The sequence below is a fragment of the Nocardiopsis sp. FIRDI 009 genome (assembly GCF_003386285.1).
Taxonomy (GTDB): Bacteria; Actinomycetota; Actinomycetes; order Streptosporangiales; family Streptosporangiaceae; genus Nocardiopsis.
On the sequence record NZ_QPNC01000001.1, the window covers coordinates 121,193 to 134,868 of the forward strand.

Below are 13,676 nucleotides of genomic sequence, written 5' to 3' on the forward strand. Positions count from 1 at the left end.
GCGGGGGTCAGCCCTGGACAGGCGGGCGCCCCGGACCCCGGGGAGGCCGCGGAGCGCCGGGCGGCGGGTGGGCGCTGGGGGCCTGCGGGCCGCCCGGACCCGGATGCCCCGGTCCGGACCGCGTGATCGGGGTGCCGCCGGGGCCGTTCCAGCCCCGGCGCTCACCGGTCTCGAACAGCTCCCGGGCCAGGATCGTGCCGCCCGCGGCGGCGGCCGGGAACACCACGATCGCCACGAACGGGATCGCCAGCAGGAGGTAGGTGGGAACGGCGTACCCGAGGACGCGCAGGCGGCGGGTGCCCATGTAGCGGCGGCGGTCCCGGACCAACAGCATGTTCCGCCGGTCGAAGGCCCCGGCCAGGAGTTCGATGGCGAGCAGCCAGCCACCGAGCACGGCCGCCAGGACCGCGCCGACGATCTGCCCGATGAGCGGGACGAAGCCGATCCCGAACACCATCAGCGTGACCAGCAGCGACACCAGGATGATCCCGAGCGACTGGCGGATCGCCCGGATGACGGACGCCATCAGCGGCTCGTCGGCGCCCTCGGGCGCGTTGCCCAGCTGCTCCTCGACCAGCTCACCGATCTTGTCGTAGATGGGTGAGCCCAGCGTGAGCGTCGCGGTCGTGAACGTCACGACCATGACCAGGACGGCGCCGACCGCCATCGCCACGGAGACCGCGACGCGTAGGGCGCTTCGCCAGGTGGGGTCCCACCCCTCCGAGAAGGGCGTCGCCCATGCCGCGAGATCGGCGACGTTGACCAGGAGCGTCACGAACAACGCCAGGAACAGCAGGGACGTGAACAGCGGAGGCAGGGCGCCCAGAAGGAACAGGCGGGGGCTGCGCACCATCATGCCGAAGCCGCGTGCCAGCGCGCCCGCACCACCGAGGATTTCGCGAAGAGACTTGACCACGCACGAACCCTAGAGGATGGGTCCGCCGGGGTCAGACACATGGGGCGGGGTGTATGTCCAGGGAGCACGCCGCAGGGCGCATCCCTGTGGATTTCCTGCAAAAGGCGTACGCTGGACGCGTGCTCTCGCTACCGTCGGACATGTTCCGAACACCGCAGGGGGTCACGAATGACGTGTGTCACTCACGAGCGGGTGGAGGAAACGATGGTGGACCTCCCGACGCTGGCTGAAAACCTCGAACTCCCGGAGGGTTATCGCACGGAGATCATCGACGGGAGCATCGTCGTGTCGCCAACACCGTCCTACCGGCACGCTGACATCGTGACGGTTCTTCACGAAGACCTGATCCGGGCAGGGCTCACTGATCTGCGGGCACTTCAGGTGGTGACCGTTGAAGTTCCCAAGACAGGGGACCGGTACGTCCCCGACCTGGCCGTCATACCCACTTCGGTGGTCCGTGGGGAAGGTGGCCGGTCCGGCCCGGACTGGATTCGCTCTGCCGAGGACCTCGAGCTCGCGGTCGAGGTGGTCTCTCCGAGCAGCAGTCTCCATGACTGGGAGGCCAAGGTCAGGGGATACGCCCAGGCTGGTGTCCCGCTCTACCTTGTCGTCGATCCGCGTAAGGGCGAAATCGCCCTGTTCTCCAACCCTCACAAGGGCCAGTACCGAGACGTGGCTCGAGCCCTCCAGGATGAGTCCGTGAAGCTCCCGGAGCCTTTCGGTATCGAGATCAAAGTGAAGTCACTCTTCTCCTAACGGATGCGAGCTCGGGCACGACGCGACGAATGAGCACAGTGCTCGTTCGTCCCGTCGGCCCGCTGACGTCCGTGGAAGGACCCCTCTCCGTCACGGTCAGCGGGCGCTCACGGCCCGGAACCACCCCTCCTCCTGGGCCAGTTCCGCGTACGTCCCCGACTGGATCACCCTCCCCTCGCGCACGACGTAGACCCGGTCGACCCGCTCCAACCCCGTCAGGTCGTGGGTGATGAGCAGGGTCGAGTACCCCTCGGCGGCGTCCAGCAGGTCCTCGATCACCGCGTCGCGGGTGCCGGGGTCCAGGTGCGCGGTCGGCTCGTCCAGAACCAGGACCCTCGGGTTCGCCAACAGCGCGCGGGCCAGCGCCAGCCGCTGCACCATCCCGCCGCTCAGCCCCAGTCCGTGCGTGCCCACCCGGGTGTCCAACCCCTCGGGCATCGCCGCGACCTCGTCCGCGAGCCGGGCCCTGCGCAACGCCGCCCACAGTTCGCCGTCCTCCGCGCCGGGGCGCGCCAGCCTGAGGTTCTCCCGGAGCGTCGACGCGAACACGTGCGGATCCTGCGGCACCCCCGACACCACGGCGCGCACCTCGTCCGCCGGACAGGAGGTCACGTCCGTGCCGCCGATCTCCACCCGGCCCGAGTCCGGGTCGCGGAACCGCAGCATCACCGAGGCCAGCGTGCTCTTGCCCGCGCCGCTGGGCCCGATCACCGCCACCGTCCACCCGGCCGGGATCTCCAGGTCCACTCCGTCCAGGGCCCAGGGCTCGTCCGGACCGTACCGCGCTCTCAGACCCCGCACCCGCACCGTCGGATCGCTGTCCGGTGCCAACCCGGTGCGGGTGGGCGGCGCGACCGCCGCAGGGGTGTCCAGCACGCCGAACAGCCGCGCCCCGCTCGCCCGGATCGCCCCCAGCCTGGCGGCCACCGCGGGCAGCGGCGCCACGATCTCGAACGCCGCCATCGTCGTCAGCACCAGCACAGCCAGGGACACCGCGTCCAGCCCGCCGTCCTCCACGGCGGCCACGCCCAGCAGCAGTGCCGCCCACACGGTCAGACCGGTGATCAGCGCGGTGGCCCCCGCCCCGAACCCGAGGATCGCCGCGTCCCGCCGTGCCATCCGCGTCAGTTCCTCGTCGGCGGCGTTCACCCGCGCCACCTGCCGGTCCATCGCCCCGTAGACCACCAGGTCCGGCGCGCCGTGCAGCGTGTCCACGAGGGCGGTCGACAGCTCACCCCGGGCCCTGGCCTGCCGTCGTCCCGGCCCCCTGCCGAGCGCGGCGGACGCGAGCGGCACCGCCAGACCGGCCAGCAGCAGCCCCGCCGCCAGCAGCGGTCCGCCCGGCAGGTACACCGTGGTCAGGAAGAGCACGGTCGCTCCACCGGTCACCACCGACACCAACGGCGGTGTCAGTCCGCGTACGAGCAGGTCCAGCGTCGCCTCGGTGTCGTTGACCAGCCGCGACACCAGGTCACCGGACCGGAACCGGCCGAACGGCTCGGTGGCCGCGAGCCGTTCGTAGACCCGTACCCGGACCTCGGCCAGCGTGCGGAAGGCCGCGTCGTGGGTGACCAGACGCTCCAGATACCGGGCCACCCCCCGACCGACCCCCAGCGCCCGCGTGGCCACCACGGCCACACCCAGCGCCGTGATCGGCGGGTGGTCGGCGGCCGTGGCCAGCATCCACGCGGCCACGGCCAGCAGGGCGATCCCGGCGCCGGTCGCGGCGGCGCCGAGCAGCACCCCCAACGCGAACCGGGCCCCGCGCGGCCACGCCAGGGCGATCATCCGACGCAGCGGATCCCGGCCGTCGGCGAGCCGGTCCGCTCCGCGCTCCACGGCGGCCCCCGTCTCGGTACTCATCGCGGCACGCTCCGCTCCGGACTCGGCAGTGGCAGGGACACGACGCGCGGCGCGGCTCCGAGGGCGCCAGCGGCCCATCCGGCGTCGTGGGCGACGATCACGGCGGTCCGCCCCTCCAGCAGTCGCGCGACCGCCGTGCGCACCGCCGCCGCGTTCTCCGGATCCAGGTGGGCGGTGGGCTCGTCCAGCAGGACGAGCGGCGCGTCCCGGCACAGCGCCCGCGCGAGCGCGATCCGCTGGCGCTGTCCCGCCGACAGCCGCGCACCGCGTTCGCCCAGGCGGGTGTCGTACCCCTGCGGCAGCCCGGAGACGAAGGCGTCGGCCTCCGCCCGGCGCGCCGCTTCCCGGACCCGTTCCATGGAGGCGTCCGGGGCGCCGAGCCGGATGTTGTCGGCCACCGACACGTCGAACAGGTAGGGGTGCTGGGGGACCCACGCGATCCCCCGCCGCCAGTCCTCCGCCGGAACCTCCTCCAGCGGTGTCCACTCCCCGCCGGGCGGCCGGACGCTGATCCGCCCCTGCCCCGGCTCGTTCAGCCGCAGCAGCAGTGACAGCAGGGTGCTCTTGCCCGCCCCGCTGGGGCCGGTGAGCAGGACGTGCTCACCGGCCCGGACGTCCAGGTCCAGGCCCGACAACGCGGGCAGGTCCCGCCCGGGGTAGCGCACCCCGACGCCCTCGAACCGGATGTCCCCGGCGGTGGCGGGGGAGGCCGCCCCGGTGGGCGGCGGGGCCCGGCGCGGCTCCACCCCGGCCCCGGGCGCCCGGCGGGCCGTGCCGCGGGTGCGGTCGAGTTCGGTGAACACCTGCTCGGCGGCGGCCACCCCCTCCATACTCGCGTGGAAGCGGGCGCCGACCTCCCGGAGCGGCAGGTAGGCCTCCGGTGCGAGGATCAGCACGAGCAGGGCGGTCTGGTAGTCCATGTGGCCGCCCAGCAGCCGCAGTCCGATCTCCACGGCCACCAGCGCCACCGCCAGGGTGGCCAGGAGCTCCAGGGCGAACGCCGACAGGAAGGCGACCCGCAGGGTGCCCATGGTGGCCCGCCGGTGCTCCTCGCCCACGCGCCGGATGATCGCCGCCTGCGCCTTGGCGCGGCGGAACACGGCCAGGGTCGGCAGGCCCTCCACGACGTCGAGGAAGTGCCCGCCCAGACGGCTCAGCAACCGCCACTGGCGGTCGGTGCGCGCCTGGGTGTGCATCCCGATCAGCGCCATGAAGACCGGGATCAGCGGCAGCGTCACCAGGATGACGATCCCCGAGATCCAGTCGGCCCAGAACACCACCGTCAGGACCGCCAGCGGAACGATCGCGGCCAGGACGAGCTGGGGCAGGTACCGGGCGAAGTAGTCGTCGAGCGCGTCCAGACCCCGGGTGGCCAGGGTGACCAGCTCTCCCGCCTTGGGGGAGCCGGGTTCGCCGCCGGCCCCCGGTTCGGCGGTCCACACCCGTCCCGAACCGGTCACGTGCGCGACCAGGCGCCGGCGCAGCTGCGACTTGGTGCGGGCGGCGCTGTGCAGGGCGGACGCCTCCGCCGCGTACGACAGCAGCGCCCGGAGCACGGCGACCACCGCCACCGCGGTGATCGCCCATCCCAGCGTGTCCGTCCCGGCGCCGTCCGCCGCCCCGGCGATCGCGTGGGCGAGCAGCCACGCCTGGACCAGGATCAGCCCGGTGACGAGCACACCGCTGACCACCGAGACGGCCAGATGGGTGCGGACCGCGGCGGCGGTCCGCACCAGGCGTGGATCGAGCGGTTTCAACCAGGTCTCCTTGCCGGGGGATGGTACGGCGGGACGCTCTCCCAGGACCCTACTCACCCGGCCCGGAGCGCGGCAGGCCCTCCTCGCGGCCTGTGGACAACTCCGGCTCGCGGCCCGGGGGCGATTCCGGGAGAGGGGTCCTCCACGGGGTGTGCCGCGCGCGGAACACCGGGCGATCCGTACGGGGCGATGCGTACGGTGCATTCCGCGCGCGGTGGCTCACGGGGTCGGGCTCAGCGCGGACCCGGCCGCTCCGGTGACCCGCTCACCGGTGACCTGCGGACCCGTCACCCGTCGGCGGAACACCCAGTAGCTCCACCCCTGGTAGAGGAGGACCAGCGGCAGGAACACCGCGGCCACCCAGGTCATCACCGTGAGCGTGTAGTCGGCCGAGGCCGCGTTCGCCACGGTCAGGTGGAACGCCGGGTCGGTCGTGGAGGGCAGGACGTTCGGGAACAGCGACCCGAACAGCACGGCGGACGTCGCCAGGATGGTCACGGCGGTCAGGGTGAAGGCCACCCCCTCACGCCCGAACCGGGTCGCGACGACCCCGCCCACCAGCGCGACGGCAGCCACGGCGGCCACTGGCAGGGTCCAGGACGCGCCGTGGGCCGCCTGGGTCCAGACCAGGAAGGCCGCTCCGGCAGGGACCGCGACACAGGAGGAGCCCAGGGCGGCCCGCCGGGCCCGGACCCGTACCGGACCGTCGGTCTTGAGCGTCAGGAACACCGCGCCGTGCAGTGTGAACAGCGACAGCGTGGTCACCCCGCCGAGCAGACCGTACGGGTTGAACAGGTCGAGGAGGTCGGCGGTGACGATGTGGTCGGCGTCCATGGCCACGCCACGGACGACGTTGGCGAAGACCAGGCCCCACAGGAAGGCGGGCGCCGCGCTCCCGAAGAAGATCGCCCGGTCCCACCAGGCACGCCAGGTCGCGCCGTCCCGCTTGCCCCGGTACTCGAAGGCCACGCCCCGGACGATCAGCGCGACCAGGACGATGAGGATCGGCAGGTAGAACCCGCTGATCAGCGAGGCGTACCAGGCGGGGAAGGCGGCGAACATCGCGCCGACCGCCGTGAGCAGCCACACCTCGTTGGCGTCCCAGACCGGGCCGATCGCGTTGATCGCGACCCGGCGGTCGACGGAGTCGCGCCGACCCATGAGGGGCAGCAGCGCGCCCACCCCGAAGTCGAACCCCTCCAGGACGAAGTATCCGGTCCACAGGACCGCGATGGCGACGAACCAGACGACGGTCAGTTCCATGGTCCTCGGCTCCTAGTAGCTGAAGTGCGGGATGCGGGCCTCGTCCTCGTCGTCCTCCAGTTCGGGGACGAGGTGCGACGGTCCGGCCTTGACGTACTTGACCAGCAGTCCGACCTCGACCACGAAGAGGACTCCGTAGAGGGCGGTGAAGACGGCCAGGCTCGTGGCGACCGTCGCGAGGCTGACTCCGGGGGAGACGCTGGCGGCGGTGAGCAGTTCGCCGTGGACGGTCCACGGCTGGCGACCCATCTCCGTGACCACCCAGCCCAGGATGTTCGCCGCCAGCGCGGCGGGCAGAGCGAGCATCCCCAGGAAGTAGAACCACGTCCGGGGCGAGCGGTCGCCCCTGGTCAGGAACAGCCCGAGGGCGGCGACCGCGACCCCGGCCATCCCGAGGCCGATCATGAGGCGGAACGCCCAGTACACGACGAACACGTTGGGCGTGTAGTCGCCGGGGCCGTACGCCTCCTCGTAGGCCTCCTGGAGGTCGTTCATCCCGTGCACCTCGCCGTCGAACTCCCCGGTGGCCAGGAAACTGAGCACGTTGGGCACGGTGACGTCGATGGGGTTGTACCGGGCCTCGGTGTCGCCGACGGCGAAGGCGGAGAAGTCGGCGCCCTCCTCGGTGTCCCACAGGGCCTCGGCGGCGGCGAGCTTCATCGGCTCGTACTCGGCGGCGAGCTTGGCCTGGTGGTCGCCGGAGAGCACCACGATCATCCCGGCCAGGAGCGTGAAGACCAGCCCGACTCTGAGCGTGCCGCGGAACAGGGCGCGGTCACCCCTGGGCGGGACCACGCCCGCCACCCCGGTGTCGTTGTGCCGGGTGTTGCGCCAGAGCTTGTAGCAGCTGACGCACACGACGAACAGCCCGGCCGTGATGAACGCGGCCGACACGGTGTGCAGGTAGGTCGACCAGGCCTGGTCGTTGCTCAGGACGGCCCAGATGTCGGTGAGCTGGGCGCGGCCGGTCTCGGGGTCGACCTCGTAGCCGACCGGGCGGCGCATCCACGCGTTGGCCGCCAGGATGAAGTACGCCGACAGGTTGGTGCCGAGCGCCACCAGCCAGATGCACAGCAGGTGGACGGCGCGCGGCAGCCGGTGCCAGCCGAAGATCCACAGGCCGATGAAGGTGGACTCCAGGAAGAAGGCCAGCAGGGCCTCCATCGCCAGCGGGGCGCCGAAGACGTCCCCGACGAAGCGGGAGTACTCACTCCAGTTCATGCCGAACTGGAACTCCTGCACGATCCCGGTGACCACGCCCATGGCGAAGTTGATGAGGAACAGCTTCCCGAAGAACTGGGTCGCCTGGAGGTACTCGTGCCTTCCCGTCCGGTACCAGACCGTCTGGAGCACGGCCACGATGAGGGACAGCCCGATGGTCAGGGGGACGAAGAGGAAGTGGTAGATCGTGGTGATCCCGAACTGCCACCTCGCGAGATCCAGAGCTTCCATGCCCACCTCTCAGGTACCGACTGGCCGTAGTACTACAAACTGTAGTGCAAAGCGGTTGACGGAGAAACGTGACCCCCATCTATGTTCTGACCTGAGGAAACAAAAGTCGGCACAAAGTGCCACCGATCGGTTAGCGTTCCTGGTTCGTACTATCCGGGCCAGTCGCTAACCCTCGAACCGCAGGAGTAGTGCGATGCATCACCAGCCCGCCCGAACCCTCGACGTCGGCCCGACGAGCCCCGCAAACACCGTCGACGACGGCATCCGTGACATGCTCGCGGCCGTCCTGGAGGCCATCGACCTCCCCAACCCGCGCACCGCCGACGACGAACAGGACCGCGACACCCTCCTGGCTGACCGTGTCCGCGCCCTCCTCCCCGAGCTGCGGACCTACCTCCACGACGTGGACCCGATCGACGGATGGTGCGCCGAGCAGATCCGCAGTCACACCGCCGCCCTCCCCGTCACGTACAGGACGCGATAACCGTGGCCACGAGGAAGAAGACCAAGCCGCACCGCAACGAGCTGGCCAAGCTCGTCCCCGCCTGGCGGCGCTACCTCAGGACCGCGCGCACGCGGGGAGGAAGACCTGATCGCGGCCCGCGAGTCCTACTCGGCCCCGGAGGGCACCGTCGAGTTCGACCCCCGCCTGGCCACGCCGCCGGACGAGGGCACCCGCGAGGGCTGACCCGTGGACGTGATGCAGCTCCTGGTCGCACTCACGACCGTCCCGGTGATGCTCGGCCTCGTCATCGAGTCCGCCTCCACCGTCGGGATCCCGACCGTGATCGGCTCCTCGGGCCGCCCACGGTCAGGCCGGGTCGTCCACTACAACGGCGGTCCCCTCACCTGGGGGTCGCACGCCAACTGCCGCGCCCAGGTCCGGCAGATGCACGCCTACCACCGTGCGCGCGGATGGGCGGGGATCGGCTACCACCTGCTCATCTGCTGGCATGGCGTCGTGCTCACCGGCCGCGGAATCTACCGCGTCGGCGCGCACGCTCCCGGGGCCAACGCCAGCCACGTCGGCGTCCAGTTCATGCTCGGGGGGTCGCAGCGCCCGTCGGCTGCTCAACTTGCCGCGTTCGTCGCCTTGGCTGCCTGGCTGGCCGCACGTGGCGTGAAAGCCTCTGTGACCGGGCATCGCGACTGGAACTCGACGTCGTGCCCGGGTGACCACCTGTACCGCCGTGTCCGTTCCGGCGACTGGGGCAGTGGCGACAGCGGAGACAGGTCCGTGCCGCCTGCACCGACCTTCTCCTACTGGACGGTGGCGGGTGTGCGGGTGCCGACTGGGGATCCGTGGCTGCTGCGCGGCATGCGGGGCACTCCGGTCCTGCGCCTGCAGGAGGGCCTGAAGAAGTGGCGGCCGTCCCTGCTCCCGCAGTACGGGGCGGACGGATCGTTCGGTCAGGAGACCGAGGACGCCGTCGAGGCCCTGCAGCGGGCACGCGGCATCCGCATCGACGGCGTGTACGGGACCGAGTCCGCAGCCGAGCTGAGGCGGGCCCTGTCCTCGTCGGCGTCGAAGCCGTCGGGGCCGGATCCGCTCGTCGTCGACGGGCGTCTGGGAGAGCTGACCGCCAAGGCCGTGCAGCGCGCCTTGCAGGTCGAGGACGACGGGGTGTGGGGGCCGGTCACCGTCCGCGCCATGCAGCTCCGATGCGGGCTGCGCGGTCGCGCGGTGGACGGCATCCTCGGTCCGCAGACCACCCGCGCCGTGCAGCGCCGGGTCGGTCTCACCAGCCGGGCGGTGGACGGCATCTGGCCATCCGTCCGGGCCGTCTCCAAGGCGGGCATCGTCACCCTCAACTCAGGGGTGGTCTCCCAGACCACCCGGGAGTTGCAGAAGACGGTGAACGCGCGCCGGTTCTGATCCGTCGGTGCCGACGGCTACCCTCGATCCGCCCTGAGGGCGGACGCACGGAGCCCCACCTCCCGAAAGGGGGTGGGGCTCCTTCGTGTTCTGCTTCTTCACCAGGGAGGACTCCCGGGTTTCAGGTCCAGGTGCGGTTCTCGTTCACTGCTTCCTTGTCCCGCAGTGCCTGGCTCAGGTCGATGCTCCCCCGGTTCGCGATCGCGGCGAGGTAGATCAGCACGTCGGCCAGTTCCTCGCCGAGGCCGCCGACCTTGCTGGCGGGGTCCACACTGAGCGCGGCCTGCTTGCGCACGGCCTTGCACACCTCGCCGGTCTCCTCCGCCAGCTTCAGGGTCTGCTCGACCAGGGTGCTGTCGGCGAACCCGCGCTCTACCTCCATCTTCGCCACGTACTCCTGGATCTGGGCCAGGGTGAGCGGGCGGTCGGGCAGCGGCTCCATAGCGAAATCCCTTCTCGGGCGTGTGAGCACGGACGCTACCAGCGAGACGTGCGCGAGAGGAGGGGAACGGGTCAGCTCGCGGCCAAGGTGTGATCCAACCCGGCGCGCAGGAGGCCGCTCATCCGCTGCGCAGCGGCGCGCACCCGGGGACGCACGTTCGCCGAGGTCGCCCCGGGGACGAGCCGGTGACGCACTCGGCGGCCCTGGTGGTCCCACGCCCATGTCCCGACCACCCGCCCGTCCACGACCACGGTCGGCAGGACTTCGCCGATCTGGTTGAACGCCTTGGCCGCTGGCAGCGGCCCGAGGTAGCGGGTGCGGGTCTCGAAGTAAGCCTTGAGGGCGACGTCTTCGTGTGCCAGCAGGTGCGCACCGCTCTCCTGGGGACGGGCGTGCGCGAACTCCTCGAACCGGTCGGCGCTCATCACCATCGGCTGCGGAGACCACGACGGCCCGGCCACCTTCACCAGCTTCACACCCGCGCGGAGCCACGCCTGTTCCACGTCCCGGCGTGACAACGCCGACCACCAGGTGGCGTCGCGCATGCTCACCGGCCCGTACCGGTCCAGGTAGGCGGCCATCAGCAGTTCGGCGCCCCGCTCTCGGCTCATGGCGGTGTCCAGGCCGGGGTAGGCGCGGGCGGCCACGTCGAAGGTGCGCCGTTCCCGGTTCCACACTCCCGAGGTGTTGGCGTAGGTGAGGACGCCGCGTTCCCATGCGAGCTTGAGCGCCACACGCACCGCAGGGACGGCCCGCCCGTGCGTGGCCAGGTGCTGCTCGATGTCCCGGTGCCCGGTCGGGCCCTGCTCGTTGAGCAGGGCGACCAGGTCCGCGGTCACCGCGGCGACCTCTCCTTCGGGGACCTGGGCGTTGACCATGGCGCGCAGCGCGTCACGTTCACGGAAGTGCCGGGTGGCGGCGTGCGCCGCGGCGGCCAGCGGCAGGGGCAGGGTGTGCAGGGTCTTACGCATGCACCGCACCGTCACCAGGTCGCCCCGACCGGCCGGGGCGAGGAGCCGCAGCACCTGGGAGGAGTCGTCGATCCGCGCGGCGGCGGTCTGGAACGGGGAGGGCAGGCGTGCGGCATGCAGACCCAGCGCGAGGTCAGCGGTCTCCTCCACCGAAGCCAGGCGGGCGCGGGGCGCCAGCCCTTGGCGGGCCAGCACCCACTGCCACAGCCGGGACGCCTCACCGTCGGACAGACGGTGGGCGTCCACGACCAGGGGTTCGAGTTCGGGGGTCATGGGCGGGAGGCTAACAGCCTCCTCCTCTCCAGGTAGCGGGTACAGGGATCATCCTTGCGGCCCCCATTCGGCTTCGACGAAGGCGCGCAGCTCGGCATAGGAGCGCTGGGTCTCCTCCCAGTCGGCTTCCGACCCCCACCAGTGGCGGTCGTTGTGGTGGATGTGGAACCTCTCCCAGTCGCCGTCGAAGCCTGGCTGGTGGTGGGTTCCGTGCACCCGGTGCAGCAGGGCGTTGTCGTAGACCTCGGTCCCGGGCAGGGGCACGAACCGGAACAGCGACACCCGGCCCAGGTGGGGGCGCAGTTCGCGCAGCAGCGCGATGGTCTCCCGGGTGGTCTCGGTGTTCTCCCCGGGGTAGCCGTGGATGATGAACGCCTTGGCCTGGATGCCGGCGGCCGCGCTCAGGTGGACGGCGCGCCGGATCTTGTCCTGGGTGGTGTTCTTGCGCATCGCCTTGAGCAGGCGCTCGCTTCCGGACTCGACTCCGTACTTGACCTCGATGCACCCGGCCGCGGCCATCGTCTCCAGCAGCGGCTGGTCCACGGTGTCCACCCGCGAGAGCGCGGACCAGCGCAGGCCCAGGTCGGTGATGTGGGTGCAGATGTCGGCGACCTTGTGCTTGTTGACGATGAAGTTGTCGTCGACGATCGCGAAGCCCTCGATGCCGTAGGCGTCGATCAGGTGCTCCAGCTCGGCTCGGGCCGAGGCGCCGCCCCGGTACTGCATGCGGCGCTGGGCGACCGCGCAGAACGAGCAGGGGAAGGGGCAGCCGCGGGAGAACATGGTGTGGGCCATCCGCACATCGGTCCCGGCCAGCCGGTCGGAGAGCACGAAGTCGTCGGTGGGCAGCAGGTGGCGGGCCGGATCGGGCAGGCGGTCGATGTCGCGCATCAGCACCCGTGGCGCGGTGCGGACCGGTCGGCCCTCGCCCGGGTAGACCACTCCGGCCACACTGGTGAAGTCGCGATCGTGGGCGTGGTCCAGCAGTTCCAGGATGGTGTCTTCGGCCTCTCCGATCGCGGCGACGTGCGCGTCGAAGTCGGCCAGGGACTCCTCGGGGTAGAAGTTGGCGTGGACCCCGCCCACCATCACCAGCGCGCCAGGGTCGATGTGCGCTTCGCGGCGCGCCTGGAGCATCAGCCCGTAGGTGGCCGAAGAGGCGAGGCTGAACCCGACCGCGTCGTAGCCGGACAGGTCCAGGCGGGTGCGCCCGTGGGTGACGCGCTCGATGGCGACCTGGTGACCGGCCTGCTCCACCACGGACGCCAGGTAGAGCACGCCGAACGGAGGGAACTCCTTGCGCCCGTCCTTGAAACGGGCCATGTCGTACACCTCGGGGTAGAGCAGCACCACCTTCATGCCACCCGCCCCCTTCCGCCCTGACGGGTGGTGACCTCCGTGCTGACCTTCTCGGCGAGCTGCGCCGCGACCTCCTCGGGTGCCAGTGCCTCGGTGGAGTGTTCCAGCACGGGCAGGCCAGCGCGCCGGTAGCGCTGCGCGGTCTCAGCGAACAGGGCCCGCTCGCGGTCGGCCGCCGCGGTGTCGGTGTGGTGGAAGCGGCTGTAGTTGTTGCCGCGGCTGCGCGCCCGGTCGGCGCACACCTGGGGCGGGGCGGTCAGGAACACGAACAGGTCGGCGGGGCGCGCGTACCGGTACAGGGAGGTGATGAACTCGGGGTCGGCGCCATCGAGCTGGTCCAGGACGAACGCGGTCGGGGTGTAGCGGTCGCACACCACGATCCGGTCGGCGGCCAGGTGGGGGAGAAGGGTGGTCGTGAGGTGGTGGTAGCGGTCGGCCGCCATCAGGCAGGTGAGCGCCAGGCCGCAGATGGTGTGCGTGCTGTGGCGCGCGAGCTCCCCGATCGGGGAGCTGGAGGGCTGTGCTTCGAGAACCGCACGGTGGCCGGTGGTGTCGAGCAGGTTGCGCAGGTGGCGGGCGGTGGTGGTCTTGCCGACCCCGGAGGGGCCGTCGAGGGAGACGAGGAATCCGCCAGGGGCAGGGGGCGGGGGGGGTCAGTTCATGAGGGCGTTCGGTCCTGTCCACGGGGTCCTCCCGAAGCGGGGGTGAGCACGGTCAGTGTGGAAGGTGCCAGAGGGCGGTGACCCCT

Annotated in this window: 11 protein-coding genes and 1 pseudogene; 3 read left to right on the plus strand and 9 right to left on the minus strand. The window is 71.3% G+C overall.

Annotated elements, in window-relative coordinates:
* Window positions 1–7: 7 nt before the first annotated feature.
* Entirely contained in the window at window positions 8–856 is an 849-nt protein-coding gene (locus tag DVR05_RS00485; protein WP_369974482.1) for an EI24 domain-containing protein, read from the minus strand.
* Window positions 857–1,120: 264 nt separating this feature from the next.
* Between DVR05_RS00485 and DVR05_RS00490 the strand changes: the two genes are divergently transcribed.
* On the plus strand, window positions 1,121–1,672 hold the full coding sequence (locus tag DVR05_RS00490; RefSeq protein WP_232831903.1) for a Uma2 family endonuclease: 552 nt from the start codon (window positions 1,121–1,123) through the stop codon (window positions 1,670–1,672).
* A 96-nt stretch (window positions 1,673–1,768) separates the two neighbouring features.
* Here the strand turns inward: DVR05_RS00490 and cydC are convergent, their stop codons facing one another.
* From cydC to DVR05_RS00510, 4 genes are all read right to left on the minus strand, one after another.
* A complete protein-coding gene (gene cydC, locus DVR05_RS00495) occupies window positions 1,769–3,535 on the minus strand; it encodes a thiol reductant ABC exporter subunit CydC (protein WP_116243776.1) in 1,767 nt (588 codons plus the stop codon).
* Complete coding sequence (gene cydD / locus DVR05_RS00500; protein ID WP_116243777.1) at window positions 3,532–5,292, minus strand: thiol reductant ABC exporter subunit CydD; 1,761 nt, start codon at window positions 5,290–5,292, stop codon at window positions 3,532–3,534. The genes cydC and cydD overlap by 4 nt, the downstream gene beginning before the upstream one ends.
* A gap of 219 nt (window positions 5,293–5,511) precedes the next feature.
* A complete protein-coding gene (gene cydB, locus DVR05_RS00505; RefSeq protein ID WP_116243778.1) occupies window positions 5,512–6,555 on the minus strand; it encodes a cytochrome d ubiquinol oxidase subunit II in 1,044 nt (347 codons plus the stop codon).
* Between the two features lie 12 nt (window positions 6,556–6,567).
* A complete protein-coding gene (locus DVR05_RS00510) occupies window positions 6,568–8,007 on the minus strand; it encodes a cytochrome ubiquinol oxidase subunit I (RefSeq protein ID WP_116243779.1) in 1,440 nt (479 codons plus the stop codon).
* Between the two features lie 193 nt (window positions 8,008–8,200).
* Between DVR05_RS00510 and DVR05_RS00515 the strand changes: the two genes are divergently transcribed.
* Both DVR05_RS00515 and DVR05_RS00520 read left to right on the plus strand, forming a co-directional pair.
* A complete protein-coding gene (locus DVR05_RS00515) occupies window positions 8,201–8,491 on the plus strand; it encodes a hypothetical protein (protein WP_116243780.1) in 291 nt (96 codons plus the stop codon).
* Between the two features lie 216 nt (window positions 8,492–8,707).
* Window positions 8,708–9,883: an N-acetylmuramoyl-L-alanine amidase gene (locus DVR05_RS00520; protein ID WP_232831916.1), complete on the plus strand. Its 1,176-nt coding sequence runs from the start codon at window positions 8,708–8,710 to the stop codon at window positions 9,881–9,883.
* Window positions 9,884–10,004: 121 nt separating this feature from the next.
* Here the strand turns inward: DVR05_RS00520 and DVR05_RS00525 are convergent, their stop codons facing one another.
* From DVR05_RS00525 to DVR05_RS00540, 4 genes and pseudogenes are all read right to left on the minus strand, one after another.
* A complete protein-coding gene (locus DVR05_RS00525) occupies window positions 10,005–10,325 on the minus strand; it encodes a MazG nucleotide pyrophosphohydrolase domain-containing protein (protein WP_198658976.1) in 321 nt (106 codons plus the stop codon).
* 71 nt (window positions 10,326–10,396) lie between these two features.
* Entirely contained in the window at window positions 10,397–11,569 is a 1,173-nt protein-coding gene (locus DVR05_RS00530; protein ID WP_116243782.1) for a DNA glycosylase AlkZ-like family protein, read from the minus strand.
* Between the two features lie 48 nt (window positions 11,570–11,617).
* Window positions 11,618–12,928: a B12-binding domain-containing radical SAM protein gene (locus DVR05_RS00535; protein WP_116243783.1), complete on the minus strand. Its 1,311-nt coding sequence runs from the start codon at window positions 12,926–12,928 to the stop codon at window positions 11,618–11,620.
* Window positions 12,925–13,530, minus strand: a pseudogene (locus DVR05_RS00540) (dTMP kinase); the annotation flags it as partial. The gene DVR05_RS00535 and the pseudogene DVR05_RS00540, both read right to left, overlap by 4 nt.
* Window positions 13,531–13,676: the final 146 nt, after the last annotated feature.

What these genes read in the sequence shown, in the direction of transcription:
- DVR05_RS00485 (WP_369974482.1), bottom strand. Translation starts at nt 856, where the DNA reads ATGATGGTGCGCAGCCCCCGCCTGTTCCTTCTGGGCGCCCTGCCTCCG.
- DVR05_RS00490 (WP_232831903.1), top strand. Translation starts at nt 1,121, where the DNA reads ATGGTGGACCTCCCGACGCTGGCTGAAAACCTCGAACTCCCGGAGGGT.
- cydC (WP_116243776.1), bottom strand. Translation starts at nt 3,535, where the DNA reads ATGAGTACCGAGACGGGGGCCGCCGTGGAGCGCGGAGCGGACCGGCTC.
- cydB (WP_116243778.1), bottom strand. Translation starts at nt 6,555, where the DNA reads ATGGAACTGACCGTCGTCTGGTTCGTCGCCATCGCGGTCCTGTGGACC.
- DVR05_RS00510 (WP_116243779.1), bottom strand. Translation starts at nt 8,007, where the DNA reads ATGGAAGCTCTGGATCTCGCGAGGTGGCAGTTCGGGATCACCACGATC.
- DVR05_RS00515 (WP_116243780.1), top strand. Translation starts at nt 8,201, where the DNA reads ATGCATCACCAGCCCGCCCGAACCCTCGACGTCGGCCCGACGAGCCCC.
- DVR05_RS00520 (WP_232831916.1), top strand. Translation starts at nt 8,708, where the DNA reads ATGCAGCTCCTGGTCGCACTCACGACCGTCCCGGTGATGCTCGGCCTC.
- DVR05_RS00525 (WP_198658976.1), bottom strand. Translation starts at nt 10,325, where the DNA reads ATGGAGCCGCTGCCCGACCGCCCGCTCACCCTGGCCCAGATCCAGGAG.
- DVR05_RS00530 (WP_116243782.1), bottom strand. Translation starts at nt 11,569, where the DNA reads ATGACCCCCGAACTCGAACCCCTGGTCGTGGACGCCCACCGTCTGTCC.
- DVR05_RS00535 (WP_116243783.1), bottom strand. Translation starts at nt 12,928, where the DNA reads ATGAAGGTGGTGCTGCTCTACCCCGAGGTGTACGACATGGCCCGTTTC.